Origin of the sequence: Erythrobacter sp. NFXS35, assembly GCF_040148725.1 — a bacterium.
Lineage (GTDB): Bacteria > Pseudomonadota > Alphaproteobacteria > Sphingomonadales > Sphingomonadaceae > Erythrobacter.
In genome coordinates this window covers 894,274-913,917 of record NZ_JAGDEB010000001.1, presented here as the reverse complement: position 1 = coordinate 913,917, position 19,644 = coordinate 894,274, and the positions used below count along the sequence as shown (strand labels likewise).

20 protein-coding genes are annotated in these 19,644 nt (G+C 64.4%); 11 read left to right on the top strand and 9 right to left on the bottom strand.

Features of this window, described 5'->3' with window-relative positions; translation table 11 throughout:
• Window positions 1-16 precede the first annotated feature (16 nt).
• Window positions 17-580: a type 1 glutamine amidotransferase domain-containing protein gene (locus J3454_RS04515; RefSeq protein WP_349512552.1), complete on the bottom strand. Its 564-nt coding sequence runs from the start codon at window positions 578-580 to the stop codon at window positions 17-19.
• Between the two features lie 159 nt (window positions 581-739).
• On the opposite strand from J3454_RS04515, the gene parC reads away from it, so the two are divergent.
• The gene (gene parC / locus J3454_RS04510) at window positions 740-3,031 is read left to right on the top strand and encodes a DNA topoisomerase IV subunit A (RefSeq protein WP_349512551.1); all 2,292 of its coding nucleotides are present in this window, start codon (window positions 740-742) and stop codon (window positions 3,029-3,031) included.
• A gap of 94 nt (window positions 3,032-3,125) precedes the next feature.
• Here parC and J3454_RS04505 read toward each other — a convergent pair whose 3' ends face one another.
• The 6 genes from J3454_RS04505 to J3454_RS04480 all read right to left on the bottom strand — a co-directional run bounded on the left by J3454_RS04505 (window position 3,126) and on the right by J3454_RS04480 (window position 8,078).
• Window positions 3,126-3,719, bottom strand: coding sequence for a hypothetical protein (locus J3454_RS04505; protein WP_349512550.1), 594 nt, complete (start codon window positions 3,717-3,719; stop codon window positions 3,126-3,128).
• Window positions 3,720-3,963: 244 nt separating this feature from the next.
• Complete coding sequence (locus J3454_RS04500; RefSeq protein ID WP_349512549.1) at window positions 3,964-5,154, bottom strand: CCA tRNA nucleotidyltransferase; 1,191 nt, start codon at window positions 5,152-5,154, stop codon at window positions 3,964-3,966.
• Window positions 5,144-5,764 (bottom strand): CoA pyrophosphatase, encoded by a 621-nt coding sequence (locus J3454_RS04495; RefSeq protein ID WP_349513137.1) that lies wholly within the window; start codon window positions 5,762-5,764, stop codon window positions 5,144-5,146. The genes J3454_RS04500 and J3454_RS04495 overlap by 11 nt, the downstream gene beginning before the upstream one ends.
• Before the next feature lie 2 nt (window positions 5,765-5,766).
• Window positions 5,767-6,321, bottom strand: coding sequence for a DUF1285 domain-containing protein (locus J3454_RS04490; protein WP_349512548.1), 555 nt, complete (start codon window positions 6,319-6,321; stop codon window positions 5,767-5,769).
• Between the two features lie 54 nt (window positions 6,322-6,375).
• Window positions 6,376-6,921, bottom strand: a complete 546-nt coding sequence (locus tag J3454_RS04485) for a GNAT family N-acetyltransferase (RefSeq protein WP_349512547.1) — start codon at window positions 6,919-6,921, stop codon at window positions 6,376-6,378.
• On the bottom strand, window positions 6,918-8,078 hold the full coding sequence (locus tag J3454_RS04480; RefSeq protein WP_349512546.1) for a PQQ-dependent sugar dehydrogenase: 1,161 nt from the start codon (window positions 8,076-8,078) through the stop codon (window positions 6,918-6,920). Before J3454_RS04480 ends, J3454_RS04485 begins: the two co-directional genes overlap by 4 nt.
• Between J3454_RS04480 and rnhB the strand changes: the two genes are divergently transcribed.
• From rnhB to folP, 3 genes are all read left to right on the top strand, one after another.
• Entirely contained in the window at window positions 8,077-8,700 is a 624-nt protein-coding gene (rnhB, locus tag J3454_RS04475; protein ID WP_349512545.1) for a ribonuclease HII, read from the top strand. The two genes, J3454_RS04480 and rnhB, sit on opposite strands and share 2 nt — an antisense overlap.
• Before the next feature lie 197 nt (window positions 8,701-8,897).
• Window positions 8,898-10,097 (top strand): site-specific DNA-methyltransferase, encoded by a 1,200-nt coding sequence (locus J3454_RS04470; protein WP_502878561.1) that lies wholly within the window; start codon window positions 8,898-8,900, stop codon window positions 10,095-10,097.
• Window positions 10,098-10,114: 17 nt separating this feature from the next.
• Window positions 10,115-11,227: a dihydropteroate synthase gene (folP, locus tag J3454_RS04465; RefSeq protein ID WP_349512543.1), complete on the top strand. Its 1,113-nt coding sequence runs from the start codon at window positions 10,115-10,117 to the stop codon at window positions 11,225-11,227.
• Between the two features lie 120 nt (window positions 11,228-11,347).
• Here folP and J3454_RS04460 read toward each other — a convergent pair whose 3' ends face one another.
• Complete coding sequence (locus J3454_RS04460; RefSeq protein WP_349512542.1) at window positions 11,348-12,118, bottom strand: SDR family NAD(P)-dependent oxidoreductase; 771 nt, start codon at window positions 12,116-12,118, stop codon at window positions 11,348-11,350.
• A gap of 31 nt (window positions 12,119-12,149) precedes the next feature.
• Entirely contained in the window at window positions 12,150-13,595 is a 1,446-nt protein-coding gene (locus J3454_RS04455; RefSeq protein WP_349512541.1) for a sigma-54-dependent transcriptional regulator, read from the bottom strand.
• A 271-nt stretch (window positions 13,596-13,866) separates the two neighbouring features.
• Between J3454_RS04455 and J3454_RS04450 the strand changes: the two genes are divergently transcribed.
• The 7 genes from J3454_RS04450 (at window position 13,867) to J3454_RS04420 (ending at window position 19,618) form a co-directional block, all read left to right on the top strand.
• Entirely contained in the window at window positions 13,867-13,989 is a 123-nt protein-coding gene (locus J3454_RS04450; protein WP_349512540.1) for an aa3-type cytochrome c oxidase subunit IV, read from the top strand.
• 13 nt (window positions 13,990-14,002) lie between these two features.
• Window positions 14,003-15,124: an NAD(P) transhydrogenase subunit alpha gene (locus J3454_RS04445; RefSeq protein WP_349512539.1), complete on the top strand. Its 1,122-nt coding sequence runs from the start codon at window positions 14,003-14,005 to the stop codon at window positions 15,122-15,124.
• Between the two features lie 170 nt (window positions 15,125-15,294).
• Window positions 15,295-15,906, top strand: coding sequence for a hypothetical protein (locus J3454_RS04440; protein ID WP_349512538.1), 612 nt, complete (start codon window positions 15,295-15,297; stop codon window positions 15,904-15,906).
• Between the two features lie 8 nt (window positions 15,907-15,914).
• Window positions 15,915-16,196, top strand: coding sequence for an NAD(P) transhydrogenase subunit alpha part 2 (locus J3454_RS04435; protein WP_349512537.1), 282 nt, complete (start codon window positions 15,915-15,917; stop codon window positions 16,194-16,196).
• A gap of 3 nt (window positions 16,197-16,199) precedes the next feature.
• A complete protein-coding gene (locus J3454_RS04430) occupies window positions 16,200-17,657 on the top strand; it encodes an NAD(P)(+) transhydrogenase (Re/Si-specific) subunit beta (protein WP_502878560.1) in 1,458 nt (485 codons plus the stop codon).
• A gap of 28 nt (window positions 17,658-17,685) precedes the next feature.
• Complete coding sequence (locus J3454_RS04425) at window positions 17,686-18,027, top strand: hypothetical protein (protein WP_349512536.1); 342 nt, start codon at window positions 17,686-17,688, stop codon at window positions 18,025-18,027.
• A 70-nt stretch (window positions 18,028-18,097) separates the two neighbouring features.
• A complete protein-coding gene (locus tag J3454_RS04420; protein ID WP_349512535.1) occupies window positions 18,098-19,618 on the top strand; it encodes a tetratricopeptide repeat protein in 1,521 nt (506 codons plus the stop codon).
• Window positions 19,619-19,644: the final 26 nt, after the last annotated feature.

Sequence of the window (19,644 nt, the reverse complement as noted above, 5' to 3'; positions counted from 1 at the left end):
TTGAACTGACCGCCGATCAGGCGGCTTGTTTCTCCGTCTTCGCGTCGCTGCGCGACGGCTGCATCCCCACCGCGTCCTTCAGCGCCTTGGTGAAGGCGGGTATATCATCGGGATTGCGGCTCGTGATGAGATTGCCGTCGACGGCGACCTTCTGGTCGATCACCGCGCCGCCCGCATTGGTCAGGTCGGTACGGATCGAGGGCCAGCCGGTAACGACCTTGCCGCGAATGATCCCTGCTTCCGCCAGCAACCACGGGGCGTGGCAGATCGCGGCGATCGGCTTTCCGGCCTTGTCGAATTCGCCCACCAAGCGGATCACGTCCTTGTTCATTCGTAGAATATCGGGGTTCATCTGCCCGCCGGGCAACATCAGGGCGGCGTAATCATCGGTTGCGACATCTTCGACCAGCATGTCGACTTTGACGCTCTTGCCCCAGTTGCCACTGTCCCAGCCCTTGATCTCACCCTCTTCGAGGCTGGCGACGATCGTCTTGGCCCCTGCTTCTTCCAGCAGGCGCTTGGGCTCCATCAGTTCGGACTGTTCGAACCCGTCGGTGGCGATGATAAGGATCGGTTTCATATGTTATCTCCTTGTTTTGCTTTATCTCATCAACGGGCGCGGGGCAGGGCCGTTCCGGCGGACAAGGTCGGGCGTGGCTTTGGCGGGATGGCTCGCTACCGGGTCAAGCCTGTGGAAAGCCCACTCCCTGCGCCGCGCGAGGGTTGCTAGACAAAAACAATGTCCGATCCCGTCATCACCGATTCAGACCCGTTCGACGCCATCGTTGATGCGCCTTTCGATGCGGCGCTGTCCGAACGTTATCTGGTCTATGCGCTGTCGACGATCACCGCGCGTTCACTGCCCGATCTGCGGGACGGGCTGAAGCCGGTGCATCGCCGTCTGCTGTGGACGATGCGGCAGTTGAAGCTTGATCCCGGCAATTCCTTCAAGAAAAGCGCCCGCGTCGTGGGTGAGGTGATCGGCAAGTATCACCCGCATGGCGACACGGCGGCCTATGATGCGATGGTGCGGCTGGCGCAGGATTTTTCGCTGCGATACCCGCTGGTCGAAGGGCAGGGCAATTTTGGAAATGTCGATGGCGATAATGCCGCTGCCTATCGCTACACCGAAGCCCGGCTGACCAAAACGGCCATGCAATTGATGGAAGGCCTGGACGCAGGCACCGTCGATTTCATCCCGACCTATAATGGTGAGGAAGAAGAGCCCGCATTGATGCCGGGTCTGTTCCCCAACTTGCTGGCCAACGGCTCCAGCGGGATCGCGGTGGGCATGGCGACCAGCATCCCCAGCCACAATGTCGCGGAGATCATCGATGCGACGCTGGAGCTGATCGACAATCCCCACGTCAGCCACGAACGGTTGATGGAGCTGTTCCACGGCCCCGATTTCGCCACTGGGGGGCAGGTGGTGGATAGCTTTGCTGCCATTTCCGAAGCCTATCGCACCGGACGCGGCGCGTTCCGCGTTCGCGGCAGATTCCATGCGCCAGAAGCAAAGGAAGCCGAGGATGTCGCTGCCGGGATCGAGCGGCTGGGGGCCGGGCAATGGCAACTGGTCATCTCGGAAATCCCCTATCAGGTCGCCAAGGGCAAGCTGATCGAGCAGATCGCGCAGGCCATCGCCGATCGCAAATTGCCGATCCTCGAGGACGTGCGCGACGAAAGCGACACCGCGATCCGGATCGTGCTGGTGCCCAAGAGCCGCAATGTCGATCCCGATCTGCTCAAGGAAAGCCTGTTCAAGCTGACCGATCTGGAAACGCGGTTCAGCCTCAACCTCAACGTGCTGGACGCCACCCGCACGCCGATGGTGATGGGGTTGAAGGAACTGCTCGACCACTGGACCGCCTCGCAGATCGACATCCTGCAACGGCGTGCGCGCCACAGGCTCGGCCAGATCGCGAACCGACTGGAACTGGTGCGCGGCTACATCATCGCCTTCCTCAACCTCGACCGGGTGATCGCCATCATCCGCACCGAGGATGAGCCCAAGCCGGTGATGATCGCCGAATTCGAACTGACCGACCGGCAGGCCGAGGCGATCCTCAACATGCGGCTGCGATCTTTGCGCAAGCTTGAGGAAATGGAGCTGCGCAAGGAGCAGGACACGCTGCTGGCCGAGGAGGCGGAGCTGAATGCGCTGCTGGAAAGCCCGGCCCGCCAGCGCACTCGGCTGAAGCGTGATCTCCGCGCCCTGCGGAAGGACTATGCCGAGGATACCGTGCTGGGCCGCCGCCGAACGCTGATCGCCGAAGCCGCGCCGACGGTGGAATTCAGCATGGACGCGATGATCGAGAAGGCACCGGTCACGGTCATCCTCAGCCAGAAAGGGTGGATTCGCGCGGCAAGCGGTCACGTGCCGTTGGATCAGGAATTCAAGTATAAGGAGGGTGACGGCCTCGCCCTCATCCTCCACGCCCAGACCACCGACAAGCTGTTGCTGGCCGCGTCCGACGGGCGGTTTTTCACGCTCGGTTGCGACAAGCTGCCCGGCGCGCGCGGGTTTGGCGAGCCGGTGCGCACGATGATCGATCTGGAAAGCGACGCTTCGATCGCTGCGATGATGGTGCATCGTCCGGGCGGGCGGCTGTTGCTCGCATCGAGCCACGGCAAGGGCTTTGTCGCCGCCACCGAGGAATTGCTCGCCGAAACGCGCAAGGGCCGGCAGGTGGTGAACCTGAAGGACGGCGCGGTGCTGCGGGTGATCCGCGAGATTCCCGCGCACCACGATCACGTCGCTTGCGTCGGCGACAATCGCAAGCTGGTGGTGTTCAACCTGGAAGAACTGCCGGTCATGACCCGCGGGCAAGGGGTGCAGTTGCAACGTTTCCGCGACGGCGGATTGTCGGATGCGACCACCTTCGTGCTCGCCGAAGGACTCAGCTGGCAGATGGGCGGATCGGGTGACCGCACGCGCACCGAAACCGAAATCCGCATGTGGAAGGTCGCGCGCGGCGCCGCCGGGCGGATGCCGCCACAGGGCTTCCCGAAAAACAACCGCTTCGACTGACGCGACCGGATTGCTCTTCATGCAAACGCAAAACCGCGGCCACCCATTGTCGGTGACCGCGGTTTCGTTCGTCCCACCAAAGGGGGGAGCGTGCTTACATGGTCACGCCGCTTGCGGCTTCGGCGTCAGAAGTGGCCATTTCCGCTTCCTTGGCGCGGGCCTGGGCGGCGGTGAGGATTTCCGCACCTTCGGGCACTGCGACGGTGTTCGCAGCAAGCTGCTGCGCCGAATAGAGCGCCATCAGCGCGCCTTCGGGGCTTACCGCGAAGGATTCGCGGGTCATGGTGACAATACCGTTTTCGTTCTGGACGATAACGGCGTCTTCGCTGTCGATCGTGTAGACGGTGCCTGCGGGCATACCGTCAGCGCTGACCACGGCAGCGCCTTCGACCAGCGCGGCATCGCGCTTGGCGTTGGCTTCGGCGACCTGCTGATCCATCATCGCGTTGATCTGCGCCTGAGTGGCATTGATGCTCGGCCCGGTTTCACCGGTGCCGATCAGATCTGCGGGAATCGGGGCCTTGTGCTTGCCGGTGTCGATCGTGACGACGCCGTTCGCCACGGCTTCAACCGTGCCGATGGGATTGCCGTCGTTACCGTATACGGTCGCGCCGACATCCTGCGCGAAGGCGACAGCCGGGGTGGTTGCAAGGAGAGTGGCAATCAGCGCCAGCTTCACGGATTTCATCAGATTTCTCCATCTGTATATTTCATCAAGGCGACCCCGAGAGGACGGAACGCCGGACGGACACGCAAAACCACTGATCTCTGGAGGACAGCGGAGCGGGCCAGCACTGTTGGCCACGGGAAAGAGGAGCGCGTATGCAGGTAATGCACGAAGTCCTCATAAGGTCCCTAACCTGCACCAGCGCTGTATGGCAAGTCGGTGGCTGGCTGCTACGAGGCGTGTTTTATCGCAGGTTTGGCGCGGCTCACCGCTGCAGGGCAGCTTGTGCCAAGGCTTCGCCGAGCAATTCTTCGAGCCTGTCAGGACCGGGAAAATTCTCTGCCACCCAGCGCTGCTCCACCGTCCGCAGAATGCGCGCGACGGCTGGTCCGGCGGTTATCCCGCGCGCGACGACATGCCTGCCCTTGAGCGGAAGTTCCGGCACTGTCCATTCGGCCAATGCCTGTGCATCGGCACCCAGCAACAGCAGCCGGTCAATCGCGAGCTGCGGGGTAATGCGATAGGCCAGCGCCTTGGGGTTCTCGCAATCATTCGCCGTCCGCTCGGCCGCGCTGACGAGCCGGCCACGCTGGGCTTTGGACAGGCGCAGGCGCGCCGCGACCGCCTCCGCCACATCGGGGGAAGGCGGCAGCAGCGCCGCGAGCCGACGGACGGGATCGGGCGCAAAACCCTGCCCGGCTTCGGCAGCGATCAAGCGGGCAAGCGCGGCGAGCTGCGCGGGGCAGGCTTCGGGCAGGATCACGCCAAGGACACCGCCTGCGCGCATCCGTTCGAGCGTGGCGTGCGGATCGGGCAGCGCCAGCAGCGCCAGCAATTCGGCAGCAATGCGTTCGCGGCTCAGACCCTTCAGCGTGTGGGCGAGGGCGGTGCAGGCTTCTTCGGCCGCTGCGTCAAGCTCCGCCCCGAAGCGCGCCTGAAAGCGGTAATAACGCAGGATGCGCAGGTGATCTTCGGCAATCCGCTCGCGGGCATCCCCGATGAAGCGCACCCGGCGCGCCTCCAGATCGTCGCGCCCACCGAAATAGTCGTCGATCGCCAGCGTTTGCGGGTGGGCGTAGAGCGCGTTGATGGTGAAATCGCGGCGCGCCGCATCTTCGCGCCAGTCGCCTGCGAAGGCGATGGTTGCGCGGCGGCCATCGGTGGTGACATCGCGGCGCAAAGTGGTGATCTCCACCGGACCGTCCTTCAGGATCGCGGTGACGGTGCCGTGGTCGATCCCGGTCGGCACCGTGCGGATGCCCGCCTCGCGGCAGCGGTCGATCACCACATCAGGGGTGAGCAGCGTGGCGCAATCGACATCGTGCACCTCGGCCCCCAGCAGGCTGTCGCGCACCGCCCCGCCGACCCAGCGGATATTGTCCGCGCCCAATGCCGCTGTAAGTGCGGCAAGGCCGGCCCGGTTCGGCCATTCGGCTTCGGCCAGATCACGCAGCATCCTTCAGCCTTTCCAGCGCGATCCGCCGCGCGAGGTTGGCGATGATTGCCGCCGTCACGCCCCATATCCGGAAACCTTTCCAATCCAGTTCCAGATAGCGCCGCGTTGCGCCGCGCCAGAACACCTCGTTGGTGGTCCAGCTATCGGGATCGAGCAGGACGCCAAGCGGTGCCTCGAACCAGTCGGCGACTTCGACCGGGTCGGGCCGCAGATCCAGGCCCGGCGGCACCACTCCCACGACCGGCGTGACGATAAAGCCGGTGCCGGTGTGATAGACATCGCTGGCGCCGATCACCCGCACCGCTTCGCGTGGGAGAGCCAGTTCCTCCTCCGCCTCGCGCAGGGCGGCGGTGACGGCATCCTCGCCCGGATCGAGCTTGCCGCCCGGAAAGGCGACCTGCCCCGGATGATCGCGCATCCCGCGGGGGCGCTGGGTGAGGATCACCTGCGGATCATGCGGCACATCGGTAATCGCGATCAGCACTGCCGCAGGGGTGGCGCGGCCGCCGCGTGCGAATTGCGCATCGCTCAGCAGATCGGGAATGTCGCGCGCGTGGCCTTCGGCGAACAGGCGCGACAGCGGATCAAACAGGCTGGTCGCGGCGGCCATCGTCACGGCAGCAGCGAAAACCGCGCGCCCTGGCTTGCGATCTGCCAGCCGTTATTCTCGGCCCCTTCGGCGAGCGCGATCTCGGCCAGTTGCGCATAGGTCGAACGGTTGAGCCGCGCCTCGCACCCGCGCCGGACGTGCAGGTAGAGCGCCGGGGTTTCGGCGTCCCCCGCCGCGCGCAACGGATGGTCCGGCCCGGCGATCACAAGGTCATCGGTGTTGAGGCGGAACGCCAGCGCATCATCGGCGCGTGCGCAGTCGACCGCGATGAAGGCGGCATCCTCGACTGCGATCGAAAGCTTCTCGAACGGAGTGACCAGCCAGTGCTGCCCGGCCTCGTCGCGTGTCAGAAGCCCGGCAAAGGCACGCACCATCGCCTCGCGCCGGATCGGATCGCCTTCGTGATACCACGTGCCGTCAGCCGCGATCCGCATCGCGCTGTCGCCCGATTTCTGCGGCGCCCAGCCTTCGACAGCGGGTAGTTTGCGCGCCGCGACCAGATCGGCGATTTCGGCCAGAGTGAGTTCGGCCAGATAGGGGGGTGGTTCGTAGGGCATGATGTGTTCAATGCGATGCCAGAAGCAAGAGTTCCCGCCAAGGGGGCAGACGCCTCAGCCTTCCCAAGGCCCCAGCATGCCTTCACCCGGCATCGCCGCCAGCGCCGCCCCGCGCGCCAGCAGCCGCTCCGGCTCATACGGGCCGGGGCAGCGCCAGCCGCCGGTCATTGCCGCCGAGAAGCCCCAGCGCCCATAATAATCCGCGTCGCCGATCAGCATTTGCGGCAGCGCACCTCCGCCGCCTTCGCGCGCCAGCCTTGCATCTTCGGCGATCATCGCGCTCATCAACCCGACGCCGAAGCCTTCGCCCTGCCGTTCTGGCACGACGGCGACCGGGCCGACCATCACCAGCGGCACCTGACCCTGCCGTGTCTGCAGCGCAATCGGCCAACACTGGATCGTGCCGACCAGCAGTTCCTCCTCGTCCAGCGCGGCGAAGCTTAACGCCGGCAGCCACGGCATGCCTTCGCGGATGCGATAGGCGGTGCGGGCATGGCGATCGCTCCCAAAGGCACGGTCGAGCACTGCCTCGATCATGGCGGGTTCGACCGCTTCGAGCGGGATCAGCGTGGCGCTGGCGGCAGGGGCAGCGGCATTCATTGTGGCGTGAGTTTCAACACCTGGCCGTCCTCGCCATCTTCGGCGATCCAGATCGCGCCGTCCGGGCCTTGCTCGATCGAGCGCAGGCGCGCATCGAATTCATATCGGGCAACCTCGCGTGCAGTGTCGCCTTCCAGCGCCACTCGCACCAGCGCCTGCGAGCCTAGGCCGGGGATCAGCGCTTGACCCTGCCAAGCATCGAACAGCTCACCCGAATAGATGATCATGTCGCCCGGCGCGATCACCGGATTCCAGCTAAGGGCGGGCTTGGCAAAGCCATCATCCGCCGAGTGATCGGGGATCGGGTCGCCATTATAGTGTTCGCCGTTGGACCGCACCGGCCAGCCATAATTGGCGGCGCGCTGGACGAGGTTCAACTCGTCACCGCCCGCCGGCCCGTGCTCGACTTCCCACAGCCGCCCTTGCGCATCCCAATCCATGCCGAGAATGTTTCGGTGACCATAAGACCAGATTTCCGCCGAAGCGCCGCCCTTGTCGGCCAGCGGATTGCCCGCAGCGGGTCTGCCATCGAGATTCAGGCGGACCATCGTGCCGAGCGTGTTCGACGTGTCCTGCGAAGGCTGCATCTTCTGCCGCTCACCGCTGGCGATCCACAGATGCTGGCCATCGGGCGAGATGCCGAGGCGGTGCGAATAATGGCCGCGCCCGGTGACCTTGGGGGTCTGACGCCAGATCACGTCCAGTCCTTCTATGGCGCAGGCATCCGCTTCGCCGCACACCAGCGAGCCCTTGCCGACCACCGCGCCGCGGGTATCGCCGTCGCCAGCCTCGGCCCAGCTCAGGTAGATCGTGCGGCGCTCGAGCGTGTCGGAGGCTTCGGACGGCAGGAACACGATGTCGCCAAGCCCGCCCTGGCCGCCGTAATCCACGTCCGGCAACCCGCTGACGGTGCCGATGGCGCCGCTGGCCGTATCGAGAAACTTCATCGTGCCCGATTTCTCGGTCACGAACAGCACCGCGGTGCCGGGCGCGAATTCGATCGCCCAGGGTTCGTTGAATTCACCCATTTCCGCGACCGCGAACGGCGTGCCTTCGGCAGCGACGGGTGCGCTTTCCCCGGTTTCCGCATTCGCGCAGCTTGTCAGCGCGAGGACGGACAGGGAAAACGGGGCAAGGAGTCGGGACGAACGGATCATGCTAGGGATTACTCCGGGTTTCACGGTCACGGACGGAGCACTCGTCATCGGTGTCGACGAGGCCGGTCGTGGGCCGCTGGCCGGGCCGGTGGTGGCCGCGGCGGTTGTTCTTGGCCGAGCGATACCTGCCGGGCTCGACGATTCCAAGCGCCTTTCCGCAAAGCGCCGCGCCGTTCTGGACGAGGCCATCCGTGCCAGCTGCTGTTGGGCGGTGGCGGTGGTCGAGCCGGAGGAGATCGACCGGATCAATATCTTTCAGGCGACCATGCTTGCCATGACTCGTGCGGTCGCCAATCTCGATGCCGCGCTGGGCGGTGCGCGGTGCCAAGTGCTGATCGATGGCAACATGACCCCGGCGGGCCGCCGCAGCGAATGGTGCTGGCCGGCGCGCGCAATCGTGGGAGGGGACGGGATCGAGCCATGCATTTCCGCTGCTTCGATCATCGCCAAGGAATGGCGCGACCGGCTGATGCTGGAGGCAGCGCACGCATTTCCGAACTACGCATGGGAGCGCAACAAGGGCTATGGCACGCCCGAACACATGGAAGCGCTGCGCCTGCACGGTCCCACCCCGCTGCACCGCCGCAGCTTCGCCCCGGTGGCGCAGGGCCAGCTGATCTGACCGGAAATATCGCATAGCGGAATGGCGGCGGGTGAGTCCTTCGCGCCACACCGCTGCATGTCGAGTCCTGCCAAGGGGCGGGGACTCAACATCTTGTGCCGGTCCTGCTTCGTTCCGCTCTGGCAGCACCGCATTTACGACGCGTTAACCATAACCGGCGCATTATTAGGCGCTTGACGCGGACTCCTCAAAGACTCATGCCTGTGGATAAGTTGCAAGCAGAACAGGCGAGGTCAATTCCGGTGAGCGTGATAGAAAAGACGAAGTTGCAGGCGAAGCGCGTTGTAAAAGCGCCAAAAATTGTGCCTGCGCTCGATCTGCCGCGTGATTTGCCCTTGGGGCGTATCCTGCCGGGTGACTGCATCGAAGCGATGCGGTCGCTCCCGACCAACAGCGTCGATCTGGTGTTCGCCGATCCGCCCTACAACCTTCAGCTGGGCGGCGAACTCAACCGCCCCGATGGCAGCCATGTCGATGCCGTGACCGATCACTGGGACCAGTTCGACAGCATGGCGGTGTATGACAAATTCACCCGCGAATGGCTGACCGAGGCGCGCCGGGTTCTCAAGCCCGATGGCGGGTTGTGGGTAATCGGCAGCTATCACAACATCTTCCGCGTCGGCGCGATTTTGCAGGATCTGGGGTTCTGGATTCTCAACGACATCGTCTGGCGCAAGACCAATCCGATGCCCAATTTCCGCGGCACCCGCTTCACCAACGCGCATGAAACGCTGATCTGGGCGAGCATGGGGGAAAAGGCGCGCTATCAGTTCAATTACCGCGCGATGAAGACGTTGAATGACGAACTCCAGATGCGGTCAGACTGGATCATGCCAATTTGCGCAGGCGGAGAGCGGCTGAAGGAAAACGGCAAGAAAGCCCATCCCACGCAGAAGCCCGAAGCTCTGCTGTACCGCGTGTTGCTGGCGACGACCGAGAAGGGCGACGTGGTGCTCGATCCGTTCTTCGGCACCGGCACCACCGGCGCGGTTGCCAAGCGATTGGGGCGCGAGTGGATCGGCTGCGAGCGCGAAGATTTCTACCGCGAGGTCGCGGCCAAGCGCATCGCCAAGGAACTCCCGCTCGATGAAAGCGCGCTCACCACAATGCAAACCGCCCGGTCAGCGCCGAAGGTGGCGTTCGGCGCGGTGGTCGAGGGCGGGCTGATCCCGCCGGGCACGCAGGTGTTCGATAAAAAGCGCCGCTGGATCGCCACGGTGCGCGCCGACGGATCGCTCGAATGCAGCGGCAAGACCGGCTCGATCCACGGGCTGGGCAAGGAATTGCAGAGCGCGCCAAGCTGCAACGGCTGGTCGTTCTGGCATTACGAGAGCGGCACAGACATTCAGCCGATCGACGCCGCGCGCCAGATTTACCTGCTGGCGAGCGAAGACTGATCCGTGCGGCCCAAGCCATGACCGGCAACGTCTATATCCACCCGATCACGCTCGTTGCCGGCCCGCAGGCGGTGGAAGCCGATGCCGTGCGGCTGGGCGGGTCAATGGCCTATGCTCGTGAATTCGCGCTGGTATTGCGGGACGACACCGGCGTGACGATGCGTATCGTGACCACCGCTGCGGGGATGCCCGACGCTATTGCCCGCCTGCCCGATATCGCGGCGCGCGAGGCCGGGCGACAGTGGGCCAACATCAAGAAGACCCACGAACCGCTGCAACTTGGAACACGCACGATCCGGCTCGACCAGCCGCAGGTGATCGGTATCCTCAACGTGACGCCCGATAGCTTCTCGGACGGCGGCCAGCATGACGATCCGCAGGCTGGGCGCGATCATGCTGCGGCGATGCTGGAAGCAGGCGCGGCGATCATCGACATCGGCGGCGAAAGCACGCGCCCCGGCGCTGCGGCAACATTCGAGGACGAGGAAATCCGCCGGGTCGTTCCGGCCGTGGAATATTGCGCCGCAATGGGCGCTGCGATCAGCGTCGATACCCGCCGCGCAGGCGTGTTGGCCGCCGCACTGGCAGCGGGCGCGCATATGGCGAACGACGTGTCGGCGCTGCGCTATGACCCGCGCAGTATCGAAGTGGTGGCCGAGGCCGCGTGCCCGGTGGTGCTGATGCACGCGCCCGGCGCGGGCGAGGATATTCACGCAGGTGCCAAATATGCCGACGTCGTGAGCGAGGTGTTCGACTTCCTCAAACTGGCGCGCGACCGGGCAATTGCGACAGGTGTGGCGGAGCAGCGGATCATCCTTGATCCCGGCATCGGCTTCGGCAAGTCGCTGGGGGAAAACCTCGCCCTGATAAACGCCCTCCCGCTGTTTCATGCGCTGGGCAGCCCGATCCTGCTGGGCGCCAGCCGCAAGCGCATGATCGGTGCGCTGTCCACCGAAGAAGGCGCGGGCCAGCGGCTCGCCGGTTCGATCGCCTTGGCGGTGAAGGGGATGGAGGCGGGCGTTCACCTGCTGCGCGCCCATGATGTCGCCGAAACGGTGCAGGCGCGCAATGTGTGGCGGGGGCTGCGGGACACGGCCCTGACCGACTTTTCGCAATTGCCGCCGCTTTAGAACGAAAGCTTCCGACCGTGCGCGCGATGCGGCGCGGATGTCCGCATTGCGATGTTCTTGAAGTGTTTCACGTGAAACATTTCCGGGCCTGTTGGGGCGGCGTGTAAAAACGTCTTAAATTCAAAGCGTAAAGCCGCCATCGGACACCATCACGTGGCCGGTAATGTTGGAAGCTGCATCGCTCAGCAGATAGACGATGCTGTCCGCCATTTCCTCTGACGTGGCAAAATGGCCCAGGGGTGTGGTTTTGGCCATGGCCTTGATCGTCGCCTCGCGCCCAATCGCGGCGACCGATTGCTTGAAGTCGTCGCCGCTCTCCCAGATCGCGGTGTCGACCCCGCCGGGGGCTATGGCGTTGACCCGGATGCCCTTGCGCGCGCTTTCCATGGCCGCGATCCGCGCCATGTGGGCGACCGCTGCCTTGGATACGCCGTAAGGGCCGATGCCCGCGACCGGCTTCAATCCCGTAACCGAGGCGACCACCACCGCGCTGCCGCCCTTTTGCGCCATCGCCCGCAGTGAAGCGGCCAACGTCAGGAACGCGCCATCGAGATTGACCGCCATGACGCGGCGCCATTCGGCCAAGGTGATTTCGGCAATCGGTCCGCCCGATCCGATCCCGGCATTGACCACCGCATGATCGAGGCCGCTCATCTGCGGTTCGAGCGATTGCCACAGGGCCGCGTCCGCCACGCTGCCGGTGATGCGCTGCACCGTGCATCCGGAATGTTCCGAAAGGTCGAGCGCATCCAGCCCTGCGCCATCGACATCGACCAGATACAGCCGCGCCGCACCGCGCGCCGCCAGTGCCCGCGCGCAGGCGGCGCCGATCCCCGATGCCGCCCCTGTCACGAGCGCGCTGCGCCCGGCGAAGTCCTTAATGATTGTCATGCCAACGGGCTAGGCTCGCAAGGCCCGCCGATCAAGCGGCGTTATCGATGCCCAGATCCGAAAGCTTGCGATACAATGTCGAACGCCCGATGCCGAGCCGCCGTGCGACTTCGGTCATGCGTCCGCGATAATGGCCGATGGCAAGGCGGATCACGTCGGCTTCGATGTCCTCCAGCGGGCGCAGGTTGCCGTCTTCGGTATACAGCATCACGCCCACGCCTTCATGCGCGCTGGCGATGGTGACGCTGCCCTGCTCACCGAGCATCTCGGACAGTTGCGGGAAGCTGTCGGCGGTCAGCGCGTTGCCTTCGCAGTAGACGGCAGCGCGGAACAGGACCGATTGCAGTTGGCGGACATTGCCCGGCCAATCATAGGCGGCCAGCAGCGCCAGCGCGCTGTCGGATACCGAAAGGTGGAGAAGCCCCGGTTGTTCGCCGATGCGGGCGAGGAAATGGCGGGTCAGAGCGGGAATATCCCCGGTGCGCTCGCGCAAGGAGGGCAGGTGGATGCGGGTCGCGCCCAGCCGCTCGGCAAGGGCTGCGTCGAACTGGCCGCTTTCGACCAGCCGATCGAGCCCGGCATTGCTGGTCACCAGCAGCCGCACATCGACGCGGAAGCCGTAACTCGCGCCGACCGGGCGGATGATGCCGCTGTCGAGCGCTTCGTTCAGTCGTTGTTGCAGCGCGGGCGTCAGCCGGTCGATGTCGTCGAGGATCAGGGTGCCGCCGTCGCAATGCTGGAACGCGCCGATCTGACGGTCGAAGGCGCCGGGGAACGAGCCGGGTTCGTGTCCGAACAGCACCGATTCGATCGAGCCGACCGGGATGTTGGCGAGATTGATGATCCGCAAGCTTTCCTTGGTGCGCGGGCTGGCCCCGTGCATCGCGCGCATCAGCATTTCCTTGCCGGTGCCGGTTTCGCCTTCGATCAACACATGGCCCTGTCCGCGCGCGGCTTTGGCGGCCTGCGCCAAGGCGGTGCGGAATTGCGGGGCAGTGCCGATCATCGCGTCGAAATCGAGGCTGGCCGACATCTTCTCGGTCAGCGGGGCAAGTTCATCGCGCGGGGTTTCGCGGGTGGTAACGCTGCGCAGCGCTTCCATCAGACGGTCGGGCGAGACGGGCTTGACCAGATAATCGCTGGCGCCCGCCCGCATGGCCTCGACCGCGAGCAGCGGCGATGCGCTGGTGGTGAGCATCAGGATAGGGAGAGCAGGGCGGCGCGATTTCAGTTCGGCGATCAGCGTGCAGGCATCATCGCCCGGCACCCACTGATCGAGCAGGATGGCCGAAAGCTGCATGCCTTCGCGCGTGCCGAGCATCGCGATGGCGGTTTCGGCGTCGGGCGCGACAATGGTGCGCCATCCGTCGCGCGCGGCAATCGCGGTGATGAGCCGCGACTGCGCAGGCTCATCATCGATCAGCATCACGATTCGCGCATCGTTATGTGCCGCGGGGTGGCAATCATTATCCGCCATCAGACATGTCGCTCCCTTTTCTTTGGCCCCCAACCGCTTGGTTTCAGGCTGACGCAGCCCTGTTCATAGGACGCGTGGGTAAAGACGGGATTAAGGCTGTTGCGCGGGTGTTCCGGTGCGCCGGGAACGTACGGTAGGCGGCTGCCTGTGAAAGGTGACTTGAGCAGAAGGCGTTGCTTCGATACGGAGCAGGCAGAAAATCCGCGGCGGCCGGTTTTATTGCAACCAATCGCCGTCTGCGGTGTTCAAGAGCCCAAGGGGAAGAGACAAGATGACCTCTCACGACATGGAAAAAGCCGAAGCGACGTATGGTGGCTTCATGAGCACGCTCAAGTGGGCCGTGCCGGTGATTGCGGTGATCGTTGCGATCGTCGTCATGCTGATCGCCGATTAAGGCGCGGCCCGGAGTGAAAATCGCCATCCTGAAAGAACGCGCGCCCGGTGAGACGCGCGTTGCCGCCACGCCCGAAACGGCCAAGAAGTTCGCCGCCCTCGGCCTGACGGTCGCGGTTGAGGCTGGGGCCGGAGTGATCGCTTCGATCACCGACGATGCCTATGCCGAAGCGGGCGTTGCCATCGGCGATGCCGCCACCACGGTGAAGGATGCCGATATCGTGCTGGGCATTCAGGCGCCCGATGCGGCGCTGCTGAAGGGTGCGAAGCCGGGTGCATGGGTGGCGGCGCTGTTCGATCCGTTCGCCAACCGGCCTGTGGTCGATGCCTATGCGGCAGCGGGTTTCGAGGCGTTGAGCATGGAATTCATGCCGCGCATCACTCGCGCGCAATCGATGGACGTCTTGTCCTCGCAATCCAACCTCGCCGGTTACAAGGCGGTGCTAGCGGCGGCTGACGTGTATGGCCGCGCTTTCCCGATGATGATGACGGCGGCCGGCACGGTGCAGGCCGCGCGCGCCTTCATCATGGGTGTGGGCGTTGCGGGCCTTCAAGCGATTGCGACTGCCCGCCGGTTGGGCGCACAGGTTTCGGCGACCGATGTGCGCTCGGCGACCAAGGAACAGATCCAGTCGCTCGGCGCCAAGCCGATCTTCGTCGAGAATGTCGCCGGGATCGAAGGCGAAGGTTCGGGCGGCTATGCCACCGAAATGAGCGAGGAATACCAGAAGGCGCAGGCCGAGTTGGTTTCGTCGCACATCGCCAAGCAGGACATCGTGATCACCACCGCGCTGATCCCGGGTCGCTCAGCACCGCGCCTGATCACCGACGCACAGATCGCGACGATGAAGCCCGGCAGCGTGATCTTCGATCTCGCCGTCGCCCAAGGCGGAAATGTCGAAGGTTCGGTGCCGGATCAGGTCGTGGTCAAGCACGGCGTCAACATCATCGGCTTTTCGAACACGCCGGCGCACCTTCCGGCTGATGCCTCGGCGCTGTTTGCGCGCAACCACTACAACTTCCTCAGCGCCTTCTGGGACAAGGAGGCGGGCAAGCCCGTGCTCGACGAGGAAATCGGGGGCGCAATTCGCCTGACACAGGGCGGCAAGGTTGTGAATGAAAGGCTGCTGGGGTGAGCCCTTTTGGCTGTGTACGATTGGTTGGTAGCGCTTTCGTGCTGGCTTCGGTGGGAATCGCCTTTCCGTCAAAGCAGGCCGCAGCGCGTGAACGCTATACAGTCGATTGGCAGATCGAGGCAAGCGCCGATCTGGTCGAGCCGAAATGGGTTTCGCCTTACAAGAGCTTCGTGCAAGGCAAGATGCTTGCTAAGGCTCGCTATGTCATGGTTGGCGAGGCAGTGACGCTTGCCGGGGTCAAGGTCGCCGATGGCAATACGTTGATCGTGGCGACCAACTTTGGTCAGGCCTTGGGTTGTGCACTGACCCTTCCCGGAGAAAGCGAAGTCCTTCCGGTCGACTCCAAACGGAATGCTTCGTTAGGATGCCTGCTCGATTCGGATGGGGACGGCCGGTTCGACAGGTTCTTCAAGCGCGGTCTTTTTGTCGGCGATTTCGCCTGGAATGAAAGCGCAGTGCCCAAGAAACAGGAGCCGATCTCGCCCGTTGAATATCGGCTCGAACAAGGTCCGGGGCCGATGGTGGGAATACCGATCTACCTCCAATACGGGTGGTATGCCGGCGCGGTTGACCAGCTGATCTTTCAAGTCTGCAACAGGCCCGATCTGAAGGCTGGCTTGTCATGCGTGGCGCCCGATATTCGCGTAAAGCTCTCGGCAAGGGAGCGCGTTTTCGAAGCACTCGGCGGCAGCTTCGAGGTGATCGAAAAGATCGATAGCCGGATACACGTTCGACAATTGGCGCCGATCGGCAATTTCACGCTTTCGGTCCGGCGACGCTAGGGGACATCATGGACTTCATTTCAATTCTCAGCATCTTCGTGCTGGCCTGCTTTGTGGGCTATTACGTTGTCTGGTCGGTGACTCCGGCGCTGCACACTCCGCTGATGGCGGTGACCAATGCGATCTCGTCGGTGATCATCGTCGGCGCGCTGATTGCGGCGGCTGAGGCGCTGGATCCGGTGGCCAAGTATCTCGGCCTGTTCGGGGTGGTGCTCGCCAGCATCAACATCTTCGGCGGGTTCGCGGTGACGCAGCGCATGCTCGCAATGTACAAGAAAAAGGGGAAGTAAGTGATGGACTTCTCCATTCTCGCCGCCGGGGCTTCCGGCGAAGGCGCGGTGCCGGCTTGGGCCATGCTGGCCTATCTCGCATCGGGCGTGTTCTTCATCCTCGCGCTGCGCGGGTTGTCCAGCCCGGCGACCAGTCAGGCGGGGAACCGCAACGGCATGATCGGCATGGCGGTGGCGGTGATCACGACGCTGGTCACCCACGAGATCGCCAATATCGTTGAAATCGCCATCGCGATTTTCCTTGGCGCGATCATCGGGGTGACCGTGGCGCGGCGCATCGCGATGACCGCGATGCCCGAACTGGTGGCGGGCTTCCACAGCCTCGTCGGCTTGGCCGCCGTGGTAGTGGGCTTTGCCGCATGGCTCAACCCGGCGGCTTTCGGGATTACAGATAGCGCGGCCCAGATCCTCGCAGTCAGCCGCGTTGAACTCGGCCTTGGCATTGCGATTGGTGCGATCACCTTCTCAGGCTCGATCATCGCGTTTCTCAAGCTGTCGGGCCGGATGGGCGGTTCGCCGATCATGCTGCCGGGGCGGCATATCATCAATCTCGGCACGTTGGTGGCGATCATTGCCTTGATCGGGCTCTACACCGTCTCGCCCGATGGCGGCGCGGGTAAGGGCTGGATGATCTATGCGATCGCATTGCTCGCCTTCATCATCGGTTTCCTGCTGATCATCCCGATCGGCGGGGCGGATATGCCGGTCGTGGTGTCGATGCTCAACTCCTACTCGGGCTGGGCAGCGGCGGCGATGGGCTTCACGCTGGGCAACAGCGCGATGATCATCACCGGCGCGCTGGTTGGAAGCTCGGGCGCGATCCTCAGCTACATCATGTGCCGTGCGATGAACCGCAGCTTCATTTCGGTAATCGCAGGCGGGTTCGGCGCAGCACCCGAAGCGGCAGGGGCAGGCGGCGCGCGCGAACAGCGGCCCTACAAGCAGGGCAGCGCGGAAGATGCGGCCTACATGCTCGAACAGGCGGAATCGGTCATCATCATCCCCGGCTACGGCATGGCGGTGGCGCAGGCGCAGCACGCGCTGCGCGAGATGGGCGACAAGCTGAAGGAAAAGGGCGTCGACGTGAAATACGCCATCCACCCCGTCGCGGGCCGGATGCCGGGTCACATGAACGTGCTGCTCGCCGAAGCATCCGTTCCTTATGACGAAGTGTTCGAACTCGAAGACATCAACTCCGATTTCGCGCAGGCCGATGTCGCCTTCATCATCGGCGCGAACGACGTGGTGAACCCGGCGGCCAAGACCGACAAATCCTCGCCGATCTACGGGATGCCGGTGTTCGATGTCGACAAGGCCAAGCAGGTGTTCTTCATCAAGCGGTCGATGGGCGGCGTCGGCTATGCCGGGGTCGATAACGACGTGTTCTATATGAACCAGACCGTGATGCTGCTGGCCGATGCCAAGAAGATGGTCGAGGAAATCGTCAAGTCGCTCGACTGAGGCAGGGCGCCGGGATAAAAGCGTCTGCATGAGAAAGCTGCTGATCGGGATCGTGCTGCTTGGCCTGCTGGTGGGCGCTGCGGTCTATGCCGGGTTCACCGACCCGGTGCTCGAATGGCGAGTCAAAAGCGCGCTGGTCGAGGCCGGTATCGGCGAGGCCCGCGCCGAGTGCATGGCGGGCCGAATGGTCGAGCGGCTTAGTCCGGTGCAATTGTGGAACCTGCGGGAGGCCATGGCTGCGCTGCAAGGCGAGCCGGGTGAAACCTATGGCCTCGGCGAACTGGTGGAGCGGATCGAACGGGTGAATGACAGCGAAGCGGTCGCCGTGCTCACCACCAGCGCAGGGCTGTGCGCGATCGGGATCGGATAGGGGCGCCTCGGTTACGCTCTTGCCTTTCCGCACCGCGATGCCGCACAACGGCACGCGAGGAGGAACCCCGATGCACCGCTTTTTGCCGAAGCTTCCGATCGCGGCTGCCGCACTTGCCCTTTGTGCCGTGCCGTGGGGCGCAGGTCATGCCCAGTCGGGCGATCCGGCGGGCGAGCGTGTCGGCACCGAACATATGGTCTTCGAAGCGGACACCAATCCGCAGGCGCAGGCGCATTTCCTGCGCGGGCTCGCGCTGCTCCACAATTTCGAATACGCCCGCGCAGCCGCCGCTTTGCGCGAAAGCCAGAAAGCCGATCCCGATTTCGTCATGGCTTATTGGGGCGAGGCGATGACCCATAATCATCCACTTTGGGAAGAACAGGATCGCGATGCGGCGCGTGCCATCCTTGCCCGGCTTGGCACCACGCCCGGTGCGCGCGCGGCCAAGGCCGGGACCGTCCGAGAAAAAGCGTGGCTGGACGCTGTCGAGACCCTTTATAGCGAGGTGGGCAGCAAGGACGAGCGCGATCTGGCCTATCTGGCGAAGATGCGCGCCATGCTGGCGGCATGGCCCGACGATATCGATGTGCGCGCCTTCACCGGCCTTGCGGTGCTCGGCTCCTCGCATGGCGGGCGGCAGGTGCCGATTTATATGGAGGCCGCGGGCATTCTTGAACCGGGCTTTATGACGCACGAGCAGCATCCGGGCATCCTGCACTACCTGATCCATTCCTACGACGATCCGGTCCACGCCCCGCTGGGCGAGCGCATGGCGGAACGTTATGCCGTGGTTGCGCCCGATGCGGGCCACGCGCAGCATATGGTGAGCCACATCTTCCACGCGTTGGCCGATTGGGAAGCGTCGGAATCGGCCAACGTGAAGGCCGATGCGGTGGTCGACCGTCAGCGCATCGCTGCCGGACGCGATCCTGCCGATTGCGGTCATTACAACGAATGGCTGGTTTATGCGCGGTTGCAGCTCGGCAAGGATGCCAACGATCTGGTGTCCGCCTGCCGCGCTGAGGCCGGGCAGGGCGCAAGCGGCGAGATCGCCTATGGCCCGGTCAGAAGCTACACGGTGATGGCCGCATGGCAGGCGGTCGATGCCGGGATATGGCCGGAACCGCTGGGCGAGGACGCGCGCGCATTCCTGCTCCCGCGCCTTACCATGACCCACATATCCGCGCTCCGGCACAGAGATGATGCGGCGGCGGTGACAGACGCGCTCGAAAAGATGCGCCGCGATGCCGACGCTGTTCCCGCCCTGCTGGCGCGCATGACACCCGACGACCGCACGACCATGCCTTGGGTCGAACGCGCGATTGCCCAGGTCGAAGCGATCCGCCTGCTGGCCATTGGCGACAGGGAAGCCGGGCTGACCGCCCTGCGCGCTGCGGGTCAAGCCGAGGCAGCCCTGCCGACCGTGTTCGGCCCGCCTGCCATTGCCAAGCCGAGCTATGAATTGCTTGGCGAGGAATTGCTGAAGCTGGGCCGGACGGCGGAGGCCGCCGATGCCTTCCGCAAGTCGCTCGCCTTCGCGCCGGGGCGGCGGCTGTCGCTCACGGGCCTCGAAGCCGCCACGCAGGGCTAAGGGCACTTGCCATCGCCGGCTGCAAT